The following is an 18,229-nucleotide window of genomic DNA, read 5'->3' as shown; positions in this document are numbered from 1 at the left end:
TCACCAATGGCTCCTTGCTCACCGGCACCACCAGTGTCGATGGCCCGCTCAGCATTCAGAGCTTCAGCGTCGCCGGACAAACCGGTCCGTTCACCCTGGGCACCGCCTACGTGATCGCCGGCCAAGGCACCCTGACGGTCAATGCCAACGGCACCTACAGCTTTGAGCCCGCCGCCAACTGGAACGGCAACTTCCCGGTTGTCACCTACACCGTCACCGACGGCGTCAGCACGGACACTTCGACCTTGACTATCACGGTCACGCCAGATAATGACGGAGTTTCTTTAGGTGGTCTCAACGTCCAAGATGGTGAGCTAACAGTTAACGAAGCTAACCTTTCAACGGGTTCAGCGCCTAATAGCAATGCGCTGACTCAGACTGGTAACTTTAGTTTTACCTCTGTTGATGGATTAGCCTCTATCACCATCAAAGGACAAAGCTTTAATTTGGCGGCATTACTGGCACTAAGCCCCAATACTGCGGTAAATATTACAACTCCTTATGGTGTCTTAACACTGACTGGTTTCACAGGCGATGCAAGCGGTGGCTCCATCAGCTACAGCTACACCTTAAATAATAATGTCGACAATGACTCTCCCCCTGCAACTAACACTAGTTATTTAGATAGCTTTGCTGTAACCGTTGTGGATCAGGATGGTAGCCAAGCAAATGGCAGCCTTGATGTGAAGATTGTTGATGATGTCCCTAATGCCAAAAACGACACAGGCAGTGTCGATGTGATCGTGGATAGTTTTATCGTATCTGGCGTTGTGGCAAATTGGACATCATGGACAAATGGCACAAGCGTAACCAGGTTCGATGGTACAACTAGTCCTAATGGTGGTGGGACGGATAATGACAGTGGTTTAGATCAGATCAGATGGGGAAATCCAACTAATACCTATCAATCTGGCTATGGTTTTATTGATAATGACAGTGCATTAAATGGTCAGTTCTCATTAAACCAAGATATCATTTTAGGTACTTTTACCCACTATAATTTCCCAGTCTCTTCAGGAGGAGCAATTACCAAAGCAAGCATGGATGTCACTTTCTCGGTTACTGATGCCTATGGGGTAGTCACACCAGTGACCCTTAAAGTCAACTTTGAACACAATGAAACGCCTAACACCAACGATCCTGAAGCATCAAAGGATATTATTAAAGTCAGCAATACGAATGTAACCTTTGAATATCAGGGGGCAATTTATACTCTGCAGGTAATTGGTTTTAGAGATCCAATTACTAATCAAGTTGTGACTGAAATTAGGACTTCTGAAAATGATGCAAGTAGCTATGAACTAGTTGTTCGTGTAGTAGCTGGTAATGGTTATGAATTACCCTCAACTACTGGCAATGTGTTAGCTAATGACATAATCAGTGCTGGTGCTGATGATGATATCACGGTAATTGGTGCCGCAGCGGGCAACCAAACAGGTTCAGGTACCTCTGGCAACCTAGGAACCATTATTTCAGGGCAATATGGCACGTTAATCATCTTCGCCAATGGTAGTTACACTTATTCAGTAACAGCCAACGCCTCTGCGATTCCAGCTAATGCAACGGAAACCTTTACGTACACCATGCAAGATGCTGATGGTGATAAATCCAGTGCATTACTGACTCTAAATGTAAATACCGTTAATGCAAATACGCTTAAAGCGACTCAAGATCAAGATAGTGGTCCTGAAGATACTACTGTAATCGGTAATGTGCTGGATAATGATGGCAATAAAAATACGTCTGTAACCCATTTCACTGTTGCTAACAATGCCGCTCAGCATGCCGCTGGTAGTAAAATCACCTTGGCAGAGGGTGAACTGACTCTCAATGCAGATGGTAGCTATACCTTCAAACCTGCCGCTGATTGGAATGGTCAAGTCCCAGTGGTTACCTACACCACTAATACGGGAGCAACAAACACGCTGACCATCAAGGTAACGCCTGTTGATGATCCAACGGTAACTCAGGCAGATAGCAAAACCATTTCTGAGGATGCCTTAGCTAATGGTAACGTGTTGGAAAATGATACGGATGTGGATAGCACATTATCCATTACCAGCTTCCAGGTGAATGGCACAACCTATAATGCCGGTAATGCTTGGTATCAATTACCTGAAGGCAAGCTGCAATTGAAGGCAAATGGTGAATACAGCTTTGATCCAAAAGATCACTGGAGCGGTTCATTGCCTGAAATCACCTACACCACTAATACAGGTGCCACAAGTACATTGAATATCACTGTTAAAGCAGTAGCAGATGTACCTAACCTGACAATTAATGGGTACACCTCTGTTGCTGCTATCAACTTTGAAGATGCCAAATTCTCTGGCAGTTGGGATGGTGTTAAGGCAAATGACATTAAGGGCCTAAATACTATCGGCACTTGGCATACCAGCAATAAAGGTGGCCAAGTTGAGATTGGTTATGAAAGTGTCTACGTCTCTGGTGGCTCCAATAGCAATAAAGTCATGGAAATTGAGTTCAATGGTGGCGATAAAACCTTATATACCGATATTCAAGCGGATGCTGGTCGATTCTACGAACTCGGATTTGATATTGCGGCCCGCTCAGGTAGCGTAAATACCTCTGGACTGACGATTAAGCTTATTCCGCTAGATGCTCAAGGCAACCCATTAAATGCTCAAGCCATAACGCTATACGATTTCGATCCAACGAATGCTAATTGGTTAAGAGATCAAAAGATCACCTTACCTATTGATCACTCAGGTAAATATCGTTTGCAGTTTGAAGGAGATAATGGGGACTCATACGGTGCCTTGTTGGATAACTTAGCATTTAAAGTGGTAGACAATATGGGCTATCGCGGTGAGTTTATTAAACTCAGCAATATTTCGTCGTCGCTCAAAGATACAGATACTTCAGAAACACTGAATCTTAAGCTGCAAGGCTTACCTGAAGGCGCTGTGCTGAAAGATGCTGCGGGCAACGAAGCTACCGTAGGTGTTGATGGCACTGTGGATATCAGCAACTGGGATAAATCCAGCCTACAGATTAAAGTCACTAGCCATGGCAACTTCACCATCACTGTGGTGGCTACGGCGACTGAAACCAGTAATCAGGACACAGCGCAGAGCACTGCGGACTTCCAAGTCACCGTTCTGCACCCCAACAATGTTGTCGGTGGTCAGAGTGTTGATTCATTCATCATGACCGATTGGATCAATAATACAGCTCAATTTGCCGTTAATTTAGGAGGATACGGTACTGTCGCTTCATCATCCAAGACTCAGTACATTGCTAAAGATACTGAGCTGCTGATTAATGCTGGCAATAGTAATGATTACATCGACCTTGGTGTTTCTACTGCTAACAATATTGTGAACACAGGCAGTTCTTTGCCAAACCTAAATAACCCTGTAGTCACTCAGGCAGAGATCCTTAGTAGCAAATTTATGGCTCAGGATGATATCACCACCGATGCAGGTACATTGATGGCTGATGTGCTGCAGCCACTGCAACCAAAAACTGACACTGTTAACCTTGGTAGCGGTGATGATACAGTCTATGGTGATCAAGGTAGTCAACTTGTCTACGGTGGTAGCGGTGATGACTTACTGATTGGCGGCGAAGGTATCGATGGCTTACGCGGCGGTGACGGTAACGACACTCTGATCGGAGGCCTTGGTAATGACGTCCTGCGTGGTGATAGCGGCGCTGACACCTTCGTATGGCGCTATGCAGAAACGGGTATAGACCATATTACAGACTTTAACGTGAATGAGGACAAATTGGATCTGAGTGACTTGCTCCAAGGTGTAAATAGTAACGACCTAAATGACTATTTAAGCTTTAGCTTTGATGGCGGCTCAACTTCAATAACCATTGATACAGATGGTAACGGACCAAACTCGGTAACCCAGTTGATTATTCTTGATGGAGTGGATTTATCTAGAGAGTATGGTGTGACCAGCGATGTTGGTATTATTAATGGCTTACTCGGTACCAATGGTAATGGCCCGTTAATTGTTGATACTCAGCCAATTGTTGTAGACCCTGAGCTCAAGCATGAACCATTGAAAACTACAGAACTATTCTAGAAATAAAATTGTGAACAATTTAGTTTTAATAACTAATTGGATGGCCTATAGAAATATAGGCCATCATGACCGATACTTGCCATAACCATATAAAAATCCAAAGGATAAGTAATTAGGTGTCTGCTGCAGCTTCTGAAAAAATTGATCAATGGACCATTTCAGCCTCACAAAGAGTGTTAGTGGATCCTTTGCTGGATTGTTTAGTGTTACTCACTGAGCATTTTGGCAATCCGTGCTCGAGCGATTCGCTTGCGGCAGGTTTACCCTTGTCAGGTACAGTATTATCACCTGACTTATTGCCTCAGGCAGCTTCAAGAGCGGGGCTAGCGGCTAAGCTGTCTCGAAAAGGCTTAAACGAAGTATCACCTATATTGCTCCCCTGTATTTTATTATTAAAAGACAAAAAAGCCTGTATATTGCGAGAACTTGATGTTGCATCAGATAAAGCAATTATTCAATTACCCGAGACGGGCGGTGAAGAGACACTGACAATTGAGTCGCTCGAAGCCTTATATGTGGGATATTTATTCTTAGTCAAACAAGAATACCGTGGCGACATGGGCTTCGATGTTTATCTACACGATAATAAAACCCACTGGTTAGTCCAAACCCTCAAAGATTCAGCACCAATTTATCGTGATGCATTAATCGCTTCTGTATTGGTGAATTTATTCGCCTTAGTTTCACCGTTATTTATTATGAATGTGTATGACAAAGTCGTCCCAAACCTCGCTTTTGAATCCCTTTGGGTTTTAGCGATTGGTGCGGCGATTGCTTATATGTTCGATCTTATCATGCGGCAACTTAGAAGTTACCTCATCGATGTTGCAGGAAAAAAAGTAGATATTATTGTGTCTTCGCGACTTTTTGCTAAAGCGATAGGTATTCCCCTAGAAAAACGTTCTCCTAGTATCGGCGGCATGGCGAAGCAGTTAGGTGAATTCGATAATATTCGTGAAATTTTAACTTCGGCAACGATCACAACTTTAGTCGATCTCCCCTTCGCGATATTTTTCTTAATTATTATTTTTATTGTCGCTGGTGATCTCGCTATAGTTCCTGTCATTGGCGGCATAATCATTATTGGCTTCACGCTTTATATTCAACCTAAACTCAAAGCGGCAATCGAAGAAGGCAATAAATTTTCAAGCTTAAAACATGGGCATTTAATCGAGAGCTTATCAGCGCTAGAGTCAATTAAAGCTAATGGTGCTGAAGGAATTGTGCAAAAAAGCTGGCAACAGATGATAGGCCACAGTGCAAACTGGCAATTAAGGTCAAAAAAGCTCTCCAACTCAGTATCGAACGTAGCGAACTTTACGGTGCAATTTACCGTTGTCTGCGTGGTGATTTTGGGCGTTTATCGTGTGGCTGATAATGCGATCTCTATGGGCGGAATTATTGCTGCGGTTATGCTATCGAGCCGCGCCATTTCACCTATGGCACAACTTGCAGGCCTGATGACGAGAGCAAACCACACAGCTAGTGCACTACGCCAACTGAATGAAATCATGACTCAAGAAGATGAGTTTGAAAATAAAGGGCATTTAGTTAGCAAACAAAGACTCATAGGCAAGATCAATGCTGATCATGTCGGTTTTAGTTATCCAGGTTCTGAAAAGCCTGTGTTGCATCCGATGTCGCTGACGATTAATCCTGGCGAACGCATTGCCATTATCGGTCGAAATGGTTCAGGTAAAAGTACGCTAGCTAAGCTACTGGTCGGGCTATTTCAACCCACGGCAGGAAGCTTGCGCTACGACGGTTTAGACTCAGCACAGATTCATCCGAGTGATTTACGTCGTAATTTTGGATACCTACCCCAAGATGTCACCCTATTCCATGGTTCTATTCGCGACAATATTTTATTTGGTACACGTCAAGTCACTGAACATCAACTCATCCGCGCGGTACAACTTTCTGGTGTGAGTCAATTCACCAACCTAGAAGCAGAAGGCCTAGACCAACAGGTCGGCGAAGGCGGCATGTCACTCAGTCGCGGACAAAGACAAACTGTCGCTCTTGCTCGCGCCACACTGAATGATCCCCCAGTGTTACTGATGGATGAGCCTACGGCGAGTTTAGATGCTCGCGCTGAACAACAATTTATTCGTTCAATGCAAAATGTCAGCAAAGATAGAACGTTAATTCTTATTACCCACAAGATGCATTTATTGCAACTCGTCGACCGCATTATTGTACTTGAACGCGGCCATGTGGTTGCCGATGGACCTAAAGCAGAAGTGCTAGAAAAACTCAATTTTGGCCTAGTGAACGGAGAGGCTAAAAGATGAGTAAACATTTAACAACAAACGACTTAGACATGGTTGATGATGTCTATGGCGCCATGATGACAGACGCTCCCAGCGGACACAGATTAATCATATGGGCACTTGCTGCTATGGTAGTGTGTTTTTTACTGTGGGCGGGGTTTGCTCAATTAGATAAGGTTACGACTGGAACGGGAAAAGTGATTCCTTCATCACAAGTTCAAGTTATCCAAAGTCTAGATGGCGGCATAATGCAAGAACTCTACGTTCAAGAAGGTGAGATAGTCACAAAAGGGCAGCCTTTAGTGCGTATTGATGATACCCGCTTTCGCTCCGACTTTGCTCAACAAGAGCAAGAGGTTTATGGCTTAAAAACCAATGCTATCCGCATGCGCGCCGAACTCGACAGCATTCTAATATCAGACATGACCTCTGATTGGCGTGAACAAGTGCTAATCACTAAAGAAGCATTGATATTCCCTGAAGCTATCATTGCTGCGGAACCCGCCTTAGTGAAAAGACAACAAGAGGAATACAACGGACGCTTAGATAACTTAAGTAACCAACTTGAGATCCTCGTACGTCAAATTCAACAAAGACAGCAAGAAATTGATGATCTCGCCTCTAAAACAACGACATTAACGACGAGCATGCAGCTAATATCCCGCGAGCTTGAACTCACTCGACCTTTAGCCAAAAAAGGTATTGTTCCTGAAGTTGAGTTACTCAAACTCGAACGCACGGTAAACGACTTGCAAGGTGAATTGAATTCAATGCGTTTACTCCGCCCTAAAGTGAAAGCGGCATTAGATGAGGCTATCTTAAAACGTCGTGAAGCCGTATTTGTTTACGCTGCAGAACTGCGCGCACAGCTCAATGAAACTCAAACCCGCCTCTCTCGCATGAATGAAGCACAAGTTGGCGCGCAAGATAAAGTCAGTAAGGCGATTATCACCTCCCCTGTTAATGGCACCATTAAAACCACACATATCAATACACTGGGTGGTGTAGTGCAACCTGGGATCGATATTATCGAGATAGTACCGTCGGAAGATCAACTGCTGATAGAAACTAAAATCTTGCCTAAAGATATCGCTTTCTTACATCCAGGATTACCCGCCGTAGTAAAAATTACCGCCTATGATTTTACCCGCTATGGCGGCCTTAAAGGAACTGTCGAACATATTAGTGCCGACACTTCTCAAGATGAAGAAGGCAATAGCTACTATCTCATCAGAGTTAGGACTGCAGAATCTAGTTTAACCAAAAACGATGGCACACAGATGCCAATTATTCCGGGAATGTTAACTTCAGTTGACGTTATCACGGGGCAAAGATCCATACTTGAGTACATTTTAAATCCAATTTTAAGGGCTAAGGACACAGCGCTCAGAGAGCACTAAGCCTTTTTTTATAAACCGGGAGGTTGGTCATGAAGACTTCAGCAATACGACAATTTCAATGTTCAAAGATAGCCATAGTGCTGTCATTAATCCTGTTACCTTTATCGGCTCAAAGTCAGACGTTAGAACAAGCCGTTGCACATACGCTAGATACAAACCCAGATTTACGAGTGGCTTTCAACCGCTTTAAAGCGCGAGAAGAACAAGTTAATCAAGCGATAGCAGGCTATATGCCAACTATTGATGTCAATGGTGGCTACGGTTACGAACAAACCGACAGCGTATCGACACGTAGACGACCCAATATCGGCGAAGTCGATAGCAAAGGGGTGGCTGAATTAAATCCCGGAGAGTTTGGTGTTAGCATAAAACAAATGCTTTTCGATGGTTTCTACACCAGCAGTGAAGTTGATCGTTATAGCTTTGAAGCTAGCGCAGACCAATGGGCACTGCTTGCTGCAGCTGAAGATATGGCACTCGATGTCAGTAAAGTCTATCTCAACTATTTACGCACCGATGAAGTGTTAAAATTAGCCGAGAAAAACCTTAACAGCCATAAAGAAATTTATGACCAGATTAAACAACGTACTGACTCAGGTTTAGGCTCAATCGCAGATCTCTCCCAAATCTCGGGACGTTTGGCACGTGCTAATGCTAACGTTATTTCTGCTCGCAACAATTTACTTGATGCAAAAGCACAGTACATCAAAATTGTAGCGTCGGCTCCGGCGGACTTAATATTACCAGTGCCAGATGCAGACATGCTGCCAAAGGATCTTAGCTCTGGCATTATTGTTGCGCAAGAGAATCACCCCATACTCAAATCTGCAGCAAACGATATTAGTGCCGCTGAAAATGAACGCTCTTCAGTACAATCCAATTACTACCCTCAGGTTTCTTTAGAACTGAATGGTAACTGGAATAACGATATTAGCGGCGAAGATGGAATATCAGGTGCTGGAGCTTTCCGCAGTGATGTGGGTGGCCATAGTAACGATCTCGTCGCCATGGTGAGGGTGAGATACAACTTATTTGCGGGGGGTAAAGATCTTGCCCGTGAAAAAGAAACTGCTTACAAGTTGGGTGAAGCGAAAGAAATCCGCCAACGCGCCCAACGTGAAGTTGTTGAAGGGGTAAACCTAGCTTGGAACGCATTTGAAATGCTAGCGCCGCAAAAACAATATATTCGCGATCATGTCGTGGCCGCAAAGGATACTCAAACAGCCTATGCACAGCAGTTCAACTTAGGCCAACGCAGTTTACTCGACTTATTAGATACCGAAAATGAACTCTTCGAGGCGCGTAAAGACTACTTACAAGCTGAATATGATGAAGTTATTGCTAAGTATCGCGTGCTCAATTCTACAGGGCGATTATTAGACTCACTTAAAGTGACTAGACCTGATGCGTGGCGCGGAGAGCGCAATTATGAAGGAGGAGCTAACAAATGAAAACTCTCACATTTTTTCTAAGTGTCACTCTTTTAGCTGGTTGTTCGATGCGCGATACGGTTAATATTGACGAAATGGTCACAACTCAAGCCTATGATCTATCTGATAAAGATAGCGATGGTGTCATTGAAGCCCGTGAACGCTGCAACGACACAGCCCAAGGGGCAGGGATTGATAACTATGGCTGTGGCAAAATAAAAGCGATTAACGAGCGAAAGGAAATAAATATTTTATTCCCGAATGACTCTGCTTATATTGCGCCTGAGTACTATCCTCAAATTGAAGAGGTGGCTATTTTTCTACGTCAGTATCCAACGACCAAAGTGACTATCGAAGGTCACACGAGTCGCACAGGAACCGATGAACGAAATACAGTATTATCTCAAGAACGTGCAAATGCTGTCACCGCAGTACTGGCTGAACGCTTTAGTATTGATAGAAGTCGATTAACTGCTATTGGATATGGTTCTAGCCGCCCAATTGTTTTAGAACAGACGCCGGAAGCAGAAATTCGTAACCGTCGTGTTGTTGCAGAAGTCACTGGTGATGATACGGCAGCAGACATGAAATGGACAATTTACTCGGTCGATGACAACTCAAAATAAAGGACTAACACATTAGGTTATGAACGGCAGACTTGATTATAAAGATTCATTATTGCGAGTCTGCCGCTTTAGCCTAATAGCGTCAGCCTTAGGCATATGTTGCCTATATGCGGCCCCCACACAAAACCTTGATGAAGTGAAGATAACTTCAACCCTAGAAAAACATTACGGCGAACGTGCTGGAATGCGAGCAAGGGCTTGGTTCAAAGTGTTATCGGAAGCGAGTACGCTAGATGAAAAAGAAAAGTTATTGAAGGTGAATAACTTTTTTAATTTATTCCGTTTTGTGGATGACAGTAAATTATGGGGAGACTCGAATTATTGGGCAACGCCGATGGAGTTTATTGGTGTGAATGGCGGTGATTGCGAAGACTTTTCGATCGCAAAATACTTCACCCTACTCCAACTTGGTGTTCAAGAGGACAAGATGCGGATCACTATGGTTAAAGCCACTACGGTTAATCAATACCATATGGTATTGGCTTACTATGAAACACCATCATCAATTCCTTTAGTGCTCGATAATCTTGACCATGAAATAAAACCCGCCACAAAAAGAAAAGATCTACTGCCTGTTTATAGCTTTAACGGTAAACAGTTATGGCTCAATAAAGAGCAAGGTCGAGGCGTACTGGCAGGGTCCTCAAAACGATTAGAAAAATGGAACGATCTTAACCATAGATTAGGTGTTGACCGTCTTAGGCAACCAAAATTAAAACTGGAGTAGCACCAAAAATGACACTGTTTAGACAGATTTATTCGCTGCTTTTTAGCCTGTTCTTGCTTGTAGTTGCAAGCCTTGGCTATGTGCAATTCACTGAGACTCAAAGCTTTTTAACAAAGCAAATGGAGTCCGATCTAAACAATGCCAGCACTTCACTCGGTCTAATGCTTACCCCAGCACTCGAAGCCGGCGATACCGCAGCGGCAGAAACCTTAGTGAATGTTATTTTTGAAGGTGGTTACTATCAAAATGTAAAATTGACTTGGATGGTCGATGGTAAGCAACAAGAGTGGAATAATCCTTTAAAAATTGAAGATGTCCCTCAATGGTTTATCAATCTAGATCTGTTTAAAACCATAAAAAAACAAAGCACTATCACCTCGGGTTGGCTGCAGCTAGCACAGCTTGAAATCACTGCTCATCCTGGTTTTGGTTATCATGAACTATGGCGAATCATGTCCAATACCATCATCGCCTTCTCACTACTTTTTCTCGTTGCTATTTTTACAGCAAGAGTAGGCTTAACATGGATATTGAAACCTCTCCACACCTTGTCTGAACACGCAAAAAGTATCGCAGCACGCCAATTTGGTCCAGACATGGCACTCCCCAAAACAACCGAATTAAAAGACTTAGTAACTGCATTTAACAGCATGTCAGCTCAATTGAAACAAGTGTTCCATTCTCTTGACGAAGAGGTTGGCGCGTTACGTAAGAAGAATCTTGTCGATCCCGCGTCAGGCCTGCCTAACCGCCAATATGTAGTAAGTCGTTTAAATGGTTGGTTAAGTGAACCTAGCAGCGGTGCTTTATTCCTCGCCAAACTCGACTGGCTCGAAGAAGTGCACAGTAAATATGGCTATCAAGTTCGAGATGAAACCATACGGATCCTCGCAGAAAAGTTTCAACAGCAATTAAACGAAATAACGCCTTCGGTCATAGGGCGTATTGCCGCCTATGAATTTGCATTTTTAGTGACCGATGTTGAACACGATCAGATCAGTAAATATTTACAAACACTTATCCGTACCATCAATCAAGAAATGTCAAAAGCAGGCTGTAAGCCCAACGAAGACTTTGCTATCGGTATTGCGGAACGTATTGGGCAAATGAATGTGTCTGATATTTTGGCCCAAGCCGACAATGCCCTTCAAAAAGCGTTACAAGAGAATAAAACCTTCCACTGGTTTGAAACCACAGAGCAGCAATTATTCACCCGCGAGCAATGGCGCGATAACCTCAGCCATGCTATCAGCAATAAGAAGTTTAAGTTTAGATGGCAACCCATCCAATTTTGCGATGGTGATGGCATAGCGCAACGGGAATTGTATTGCCAATTAGAGCTTGGTGATCAACTCGCCCATGCAGGGCAATTTATGCCGTATATCGAGTTATTATCACTTGGTGCCTTACTCGATAAATGCTTAATTGAAACTGTCTACGAGCAAAAACTGCTCGAGCGGAGCTATGAACCGCTCGCAATTAACTTAACCCACCAAAGTATTAACGATCCTCAGTTCCATGAGTGGCTAAATCAATTTTTGCGAAATGCCGCATTTATTGAGCGTATCTGCTTCGAAATCCCTGAGGCTGGTGTTTATAGTGATCTTAAGTCATGTCAGCACTTATGTAACATCATTCGCGATAACGGTGCTAAGTTTGGTATTGACCACTTTGGTCGTCAGTTTGGCTCTATGTCTTATCTACAGGAATTAAGACCTAGCTATGTGAAGCTGGATCAATCCTTCGCCTACTATGATGAGACACACCACAATAGCGAATTGTGCCGCGCCCTAATCAACGTAGCAAAAGGATTGGACATTCAAGTCATAGTTACGGGTATTCAAGAAAAGGCTCAGCTAGAACGTTTTAACGAGCTTAGAACAGATGCCTATCAAGGCTTTATCGCCCCGCCAGTGAATCTTGACTAAGCCGTATTATTAAGAAGTGGTTTTGCAAACAAAAAGCTCCGTAAGGAGCTTTTTGTTTTTCTACGGTTGAGTGACTATGCCGATACAGTTCAGCAAATCTGCCAGGTGTAAATAAGAACTGTAGCCAACTTCTATACTCATTAAGGATGCGCTATCAAGCGACAACAAACATGATAATGTCAGTGAGTAGTTCCATTTCGCCAATGCAAAAAAGCCTCAGTGTATTCATTAATGAATGCTGAGGCTTTTCTACTTATTTGGTCGGTGATAGAGGATTCGAACCTCTGACCCTCTGGTCCCAAACCAGATGCGCTACCGGACTGCGCTAATCACCGTAAATTTTGCACTATTATTTACATACGCTTAGAGGGTTCACCCTCTCGTCCACTTTCATCCAAAACATCTGGATGCGTTATAGGACTGCGCTTATCACCGTAAAACATTAACTATTTACTTAACTTACATTAAGCTCGCTAGTCACGCGAAGAATTTGGTCGGTGATAGAGGATTCGAACCTCTGACCCTCTGGTCCCAAACCAGATGCGCTACCGGACTGCGCTAATCACCGAGAATAAAAATCTTTATATCAAAGTAAATGAATGGGGTGACTGATGGGGCTCGAACCCACGACAACCGGAATCACAATCCGGGACTCTACCAACTGAGCTACAATCACCACTGATTTTCACTTACTTTACTAACCTTAAAGCTCACAACTCTATTCGGAAGTGGTGCGCCCAAAAGGATTCGAACCTTCGGCCTCACCCTCCGGAGGGGTGCGCTCTATCCAGCTGAGCTATGGGCGCTCGCCTTGGTTAGCGCCGCATATACTAGGGTCAAATCCCCTTTGAGTCTATAGCTGTTTTGCACTTTTTTTACTGACTGCTCAAGTTTTATCACATTAGCTGACTTTTAAAGCGGAATGCAGCCAAAATATGACTTGGATGTTACAGTATTTCATGCTAATTATAGACTTTGGTAAAAGCAAACATATATTTAACTAGTGAGTATCATGTTTAAGGATGAAGATGAAACTGGCCAGCCGCGTGTGAGTGAAACTGAACGCTTACGCAAAAAAATTATTCGCTTAAAACAATTAGCGCATAAATATAAGCATGCTGAGATCATTCAAAACGCATTACTCGAAATATCCAATATTGCGACTCATGCTTCTTCACTCGAAGAATTCTATGTCGGCGTACATAGCCATCTAAAACAGCTCATTCCCGCTGATAATTTTTTTATTTCAACCCTGGATACTCACACAGGTGAACTCGCCATCCCCTTTTTCGCTGATGAGAAAGATGCCCATCCAGCGGAGCTTTATCCTGAACAATCACTATCTACATTATTACAGCAAGGATTAACAGGCTACGTACTCAGAACTGGGAAAGCTTTGTTGTGTAACAATGACACAGTCAATGAACTGATTGCTGCGGGAGAAATTGTTAATTTAGGTTCTCCCTGTCATCTGTGGCTGGGCGTGCCCATCAAACAAGATGACATAGTAACAGGTGTGTTAGTGGTGCAAACCTATGACACAAACATCAGTTATGGTGAAATCGAACTCGAGTTAATGACGTTCATTTGTCACCATATTGCTGGGGTCATGGAACGGCTAAAACATCAAGAACAATTAGAACAAGCTATCCAGCAAAGGACAAAAGAACTCAGCCAAGCCTATGATAAGTTAAAACTAGAAGTCTATGAACGGCGTAGAGCTGAACGCTTACAAAAATCACTGTTCGAAATCGCCGAGCTAGCAAGTTCCAGTGCAGACAACCCAGACTTTTATACCCAATTGCATAATGTTATTCGACATTTAATTCCGGCCAATAACTGCTATATCGCCCTATTAGACGACACAGAAACCCACCTCACGTTTCCTTTTTATGTCTCGCAATTAGCCAATAAGCACCCAGGCACTCGGCCGCTACAAGACGGCTTAACCGAATATGTGCTCAAACATAAGCGCCCACTATTGCTAGATCAAAGCAGTATCAATGCATTAATTGCCTCTGGTGAGCTGTATTCCCAAGCACCAGCGTTAAATCATACTCAAACCATGCATCAGTGGATCGGTATTCCGCTTTTTATCCATGATCAGGTTCGTGGTGCGTTAACGATTTACAGTTTTAGCATGACACAAAATTACCAAGTTAAAGACTTAGAATTACTGACATTTGTATCACAACATATAGGCTCGGCTATCGAGAAAAAGCTGTCCGCAGAGTCCTTACAACGCAGTTATGAAGAGCTAGAAGAAAAGGTTATTGATCGTACCAAAGCGTTAGCCGAACTGAATAAAAGTCTTGAGAAAGAAATTCAACAACGCCGTAATATGGAAGCCAAGCTAGTTCACGATGCCAAACATGATGCACTTACAGGCCTGCCTAATCGCGCTATGTTTATGGAGCGTTTATCTCAAGCGATCAAGCATGTTCGTCGCCATAGCTTAGAACAGTTTGCCTTACTGTTTATAGACCTCGACCGCTTCAAACAGATTAACGACACTATGGGACACCTAGAGGGTGATAAATTCTTAATTGAGACGGCAAGCCGCCTCAAGTCCTGCATACGTGATAACGACACCTTAGCGCGACTCGGTGGCGATGAGTTTGTGATACTGCTCGATAGCATTAACAACATCAACGACGCGAAAGATATATCAGAAAGAGTGATACAAAAAATATCGCAGCCCTATCGACTTGGCACAATGGAATTTAGTTCTGGAGCCAGTATAGGTATCACCATCAGTGGCAAACACAGAATTGATACCAGTGAATCTATGTTACGTAATGCAGATACTGCCATGTATCAGGCGAAAGCCAATGGTAAAGGCTGCTATGTTATTTTTGATGATAACGCCCAACATCAGGCCATGCAGGATGTCGAGTTAGAAACTGAATTTAGACATGCATTACACCATGCTGAAATACAGCTTAGTTACTTACCAGTAGTCAATTTTAAAACAGGTCAAGTGCATGCATTAGAAAGCCGCCTGTTCTGGCAACATCCGCAGCGTGGGCTTTTACAGCAGGAACAACTTAGCACGCTTGCTGAACAGTCACACCTTACCGTTGAACTCGATAAATATACGATCAGCATCATAGATAGCAGCTATCCCCAACTCCTCAAGCAATATGATGAATCTGTTGAATTACATGTCATGCTTTCGAGCCAACATCTCAAGCATAAGCATGTACTGCGCAGTTTGAAAAACACTCTCAAGCAAACCCAGTTAAACCTGAGCCATTTGTGGTTATTCTTCAATGAAAAAGCCCTAGTGCAAGAAACTGAAAATCATATCAATGGCTTTGAATTGTTGCAGAAACTCGGGGTAAAACTCGGCATCAGCCAATACGGTAGCGGCTATAGTGCATTAAATAGCTTATTGTTTCTGCCGATAAAAGGCTTAAAACTCGATGCCAACCTCACCAAACAAATACAAGGCGAGCAACAGCTTAAGTTAATGTCCGCTTATCAAAAAACGGCATCAACCTTAGAACTGCAAACCTTTGTCGATGGCATTGATAGTCCTGAACAAAAACGTATCTTCAATGAACTGGGTTATCAGCTGGGTCAGGGGGCTGCTTTAGCCGACACTTTTACCTTATGTGAAACCCAACCACAGATCTGTGCTCAGCTCGAATATGCCTAGTAAAAAATAAGTAGCTGATTTAAAAGAATAGTAAGCGAAACCGCTCGCTATTTTTTAAACATGTCTCTTAAGCTAGAAATATTTGCCCGCCCCGTTTGCATCCGCTCCTGCTCCGTTTGTTGTGGCTTACGGTTTTCCCACACCACATCATCTTGAGGTAACTCAAGTAAGAAACGGCTTGGCTCACAACGCATGGTTTCACCAAATTGGCGCCTTTCGCGGCAGAGGGTGAACCAAAGCTCTCGTTGAGCTCGAGTGATACCCACATATGCCAACCGACGCTCCTCATCGACGTTATCTTCGTCTATGCTGGTTTGATGGGGCAAGATACGCTCTTCTACTCCAACCATAAACACGAAGGGAAACTCTAAGCCCTTAGAAGCATGCAAGGTCATCAACTGCACCTGATCGCCGCCTTCATCCTCACTATTACGCTCCATCATGTCCCTGAGCGTCAATCGAGTCACCACCTCTGGCAAGGTCATAGGCTCATCTAACTCATCACCCGCGAGCATCTCAGTCACCCAACGGTAAAGCTCTGAGATATTCTTCATCCGCATTTCAGCGGCCTTGGCACTGGTGCTGGTTTCGTATAAGTAATCTTCATAATTGATCTTACGGATCAAATGCTTCACCGCCTCGACGGGTTCACCACGTTCAGCATGATCCCCAGTCTCCACGATAAAACGACCAAACTGATACAAAGATGACATAGCCGCAGGCGGTAAATGATGATTCAGTTCAGGCTCAAAAATCGCCGCAAACATAGAAATATGCTTCTCGTTGGCAAAATTACCTAAACGCTCTAAGGTTGATGGACCTATGCCACGTTTAGGCAAATTAACGATGCGCAGGAAAGCATTATCGTCATCGGGATTCACCACGAGCTTTAGATAGCCCATAATGTCTTTAATTTCAGCACGAGCAAAAAATGACGTACCACCACTCAATTTATAAGGAATACGGTTCGTCATCAGTGCGCGTTCGAGTAACCGTGATTGATGGTTGCCCCGATACAAAATCGCATAATCGCCAAACTGAGTACGGCCAACAAACTTGTGCCGCACAATTTCAGCAACAACACGTTCGGCCTCTTGCTCCTCATTGGCGGCAAACAGCACCCGCAACGGCTCACCATAGGCAAGCTCGCTAAACAGGGCTTTATCGTAAACATGGGGATTATTCGCGATAAGAATGTTCGCTGCCCGTAGGATCCGCTGGCTAGAACGGTAGTTCTGCTCCAGTTTAATCAGCTTAAGCTGCGGAAAATCTTTACCCAATAACACGAGGTTTTGTGGCTTAGCACCGCGCCATGAATAGATAGACTGATCGTCGTCCCCCACCACAGTAAAGCGTGCCCGATCACCCACTAACAGCTTTACCATTTCATATTGGCTGGTATTCGTATCTTGATATTCGTCCACCAGCAAATATTGGATCTTGGTTTGCCAGCGCGTCCGCACTTCTTCATGGTGCCGCAACAATAGGGTTGGCATCAGGATTAAATCGTCAAAATCTAAAGCGTTATAGGCTTTCATATGTTGAGCATAACGCTGATACAACATAGCAAATAAGTGCTGTTGCTCATCTTTAGCGATTTTGCGCGCCTGATCGGGAATAATTAAGCCCCCCTTCCAGTTTGAAATCGTACTGGCGAGCGCTTTGAGTAAATCTTTATCTTCATCCAACTCGTCTTGGGTTAACTCTTTGAGCAGTGCCAAGGTATCTTGATCATCAAACAGCGAAAAGCCTGGCTTTAAGCCTAAGACCTTATGCTCGCGTTTAATGATCTCAAGCCCTAAAGTGTGGAAGGTTGAAATCCACAGACCTCTGGCTTCCTTGCGGCCCATCGACTGAGCGACCCGCTCTTTCATCTCACGGGCAGCCTTATTGGTAAAGGTCACCGCCGCGATATTACGCGCCTTATAGCCACATTTTTCGACCAAGTAAGCGATTTTATTGATAATTACGCGCGTTTTACCACTACCCGCACCCGCCAAGACTAGGCAAGGGCCTGAAACATAATGAACAGCATCGTTTTGGGCAGGATTAAGTTTCATCTTTGCGCAATATCCAAACAAGTCGACAGAAAGGGATGGGATCATAGCAGAATCGACAGTTTT

At 43.8% G+C, this 18,229-nt stretch carries 9 protein-coding genes and 4 tRNA genes; 8 read left to right on the top strand and 5 right to left on the bottom strand.

The genetic code is table 11. The annotated features are described in order from the left end of the window. The 7 genes from L5M51_RS18415 to L5M51_RS18385 all read left to right on the top strand — a co-directional run. A partial coding sequence (locus tag L5M51_RS18415; protein WP_263174019.1) for a choice-of-anchor K domain-containing protein occupies window positions 1–4,061 on the top strand: 4,061 nt, incomplete at its 5' end. A gap of 116 nt (window positions 4,062–4,177) precedes the next feature. Continuing rightward, on the top strand, window positions 4,178–6,355 hold the full coding sequence (locus L5M51_RS18410; RefSeq protein WP_105250446.1) for a type I secretion system permease/ATPase: 2,178 nt from the start codon (window positions 4,178–4,180) through the stop codon (window positions 6,353–6,355). Continuing rightward, a complete protein-coding gene (locus L5M51_RS18405; RefSeq protein WP_168825932.1) occupies window positions 6,352–7,734 on the top strand; it encodes an HlyD family type I secretion periplasmic adaptor subunit in 1,383 nt (460 codons plus the stop codon). Before L5M51_RS18410 ends, L5M51_RS18405 begins: the two co-directional genes overlap by 4 nt. A 29-nt stretch (window positions 7,735–7,763) precedes the next feature. Further along, on the top strand, window positions 7,764–9,185 hold the full coding sequence (locus tag L5M51_RS18400; RefSeq protein ID WP_263168454.1) for a TolC family outer membrane protein: 1,422 nt from the start codon (window positions 7,764–7,766) through the stop codon (window positions 9,183–9,185). Beyond that, a complete protein-coding gene (locus L5M51_RS18395) occupies window positions 9,182–9,790 on the top strand; it encodes an OmpA family protein (RefSeq protein ID WP_263174017.1) in 609 nt (202 codons plus the stop codon). Before L5M51_RS18400 ends, L5M51_RS18395 begins: the two co-directional genes overlap by 4 nt. Window positions 9,791–9,809: 19 nt before the next feature. After that, on the top strand, window positions 9,810–10,517 hold the full coding sequence (locus tag L5M51_RS18390) for a transglutaminase-like cysteine peptidase (RefSeq protein WP_105250450.1): 708 nt from the start codon (window positions 9,810–9,812) through the stop codon (window positions 10,515–10,517). Between the two features lie 8 nt (window positions 10,518–10,525). Continuing rightward, a complete protein-coding gene (locus tag L5M51_RS18385) occupies window positions 10,526–12,445 on the top strand; it encodes an EAL domain-containing protein (RefSeq protein WP_173496181.1) in 1,920 nt (639 codons plus the stop codon). A 258-nt stretch (window positions 12,446–12,703) separates the two neighbouring features. On the opposite strand, the gene L5M51_RS18380 is transcribed toward L5M51_RS18385, so the two are convergent. The 4 genes from L5M51_RS18380 to L5M51_RS18365 all read right to left on the bottom strand — a co-directional run bounded on the left by L5M51_RS18380 (window position 12,704) and on the right by L5M51_RS18365 (window position 13,251). Further along, window positions 12,704–12,780 (bottom strand) — tRNA-Pro (locus L5M51_RS18380). Between the two features lie 156 nt (window positions 12,781–12,936). Further along, window positions 12,937–13,013: transfer RNA gene (locus L5M51_RS18375), tRNA-Pro, on the bottom strand. A gap of 32 nt (window positions 13,014–13,045) precedes the next feature. Then, window positions 13,046–13,121, bottom strand: a tRNA-His gene (locus L5M51_RS18370). 53 nt (window positions 13,122–13,174) lie between these two features. After that, a tRNA-Arg gene (locus L5M51_RS18365) sits at window positions 13,175–13,251 on the bottom strand. Between the two features lie 206 nt (window positions 13,252–13,457). Here L5M51_RS18365 and L5M51_RS18360 point away from each other — a divergent pair. Beyond that, the gene (locus L5M51_RS18360) at window positions 13,458–16,106 is read left to right on the top strand and encodes a diguanylate cyclase domain-containing protein (protein ID WP_263174014.1); all 2,649 of its coding nucleotides are present in this window, start codon (window positions 13,458–13,460) and stop codon (window positions 16,104–16,106) included. Between the two features lie 47 nt (window positions 16,107–16,153). On the opposite strand, the gene rep is transcribed toward L5M51_RS18360, so the two are convergent. Then, window positions 16,154–18,166: a DNA helicase Rep gene (gene rep, locus L5M51_RS18355; RefSeq protein ID WP_173247979.1), complete on the bottom strand. Its 2,013-nt coding sequence runs from the start codon at window positions 18,164–18,166 to the stop codon at window positions 16,154–16,156. Window positions 18,167–18,229: the final 63 nt, after the last annotated feature.

The sequence above is a fragment of the Shewanella sp. SM73 genome (genome assembly GCF_025653795.1).
GTDB classification, from domain to species: Bacteria; Pseudomonadota; Gammaproteobacteria; order Enterobacterales; family Shewanellaceae; genus Shewanella; species Shewanella oncorhynchi.
This window is presented reverse-complemented; position numbering and strand designations above follow the sequence as displayed.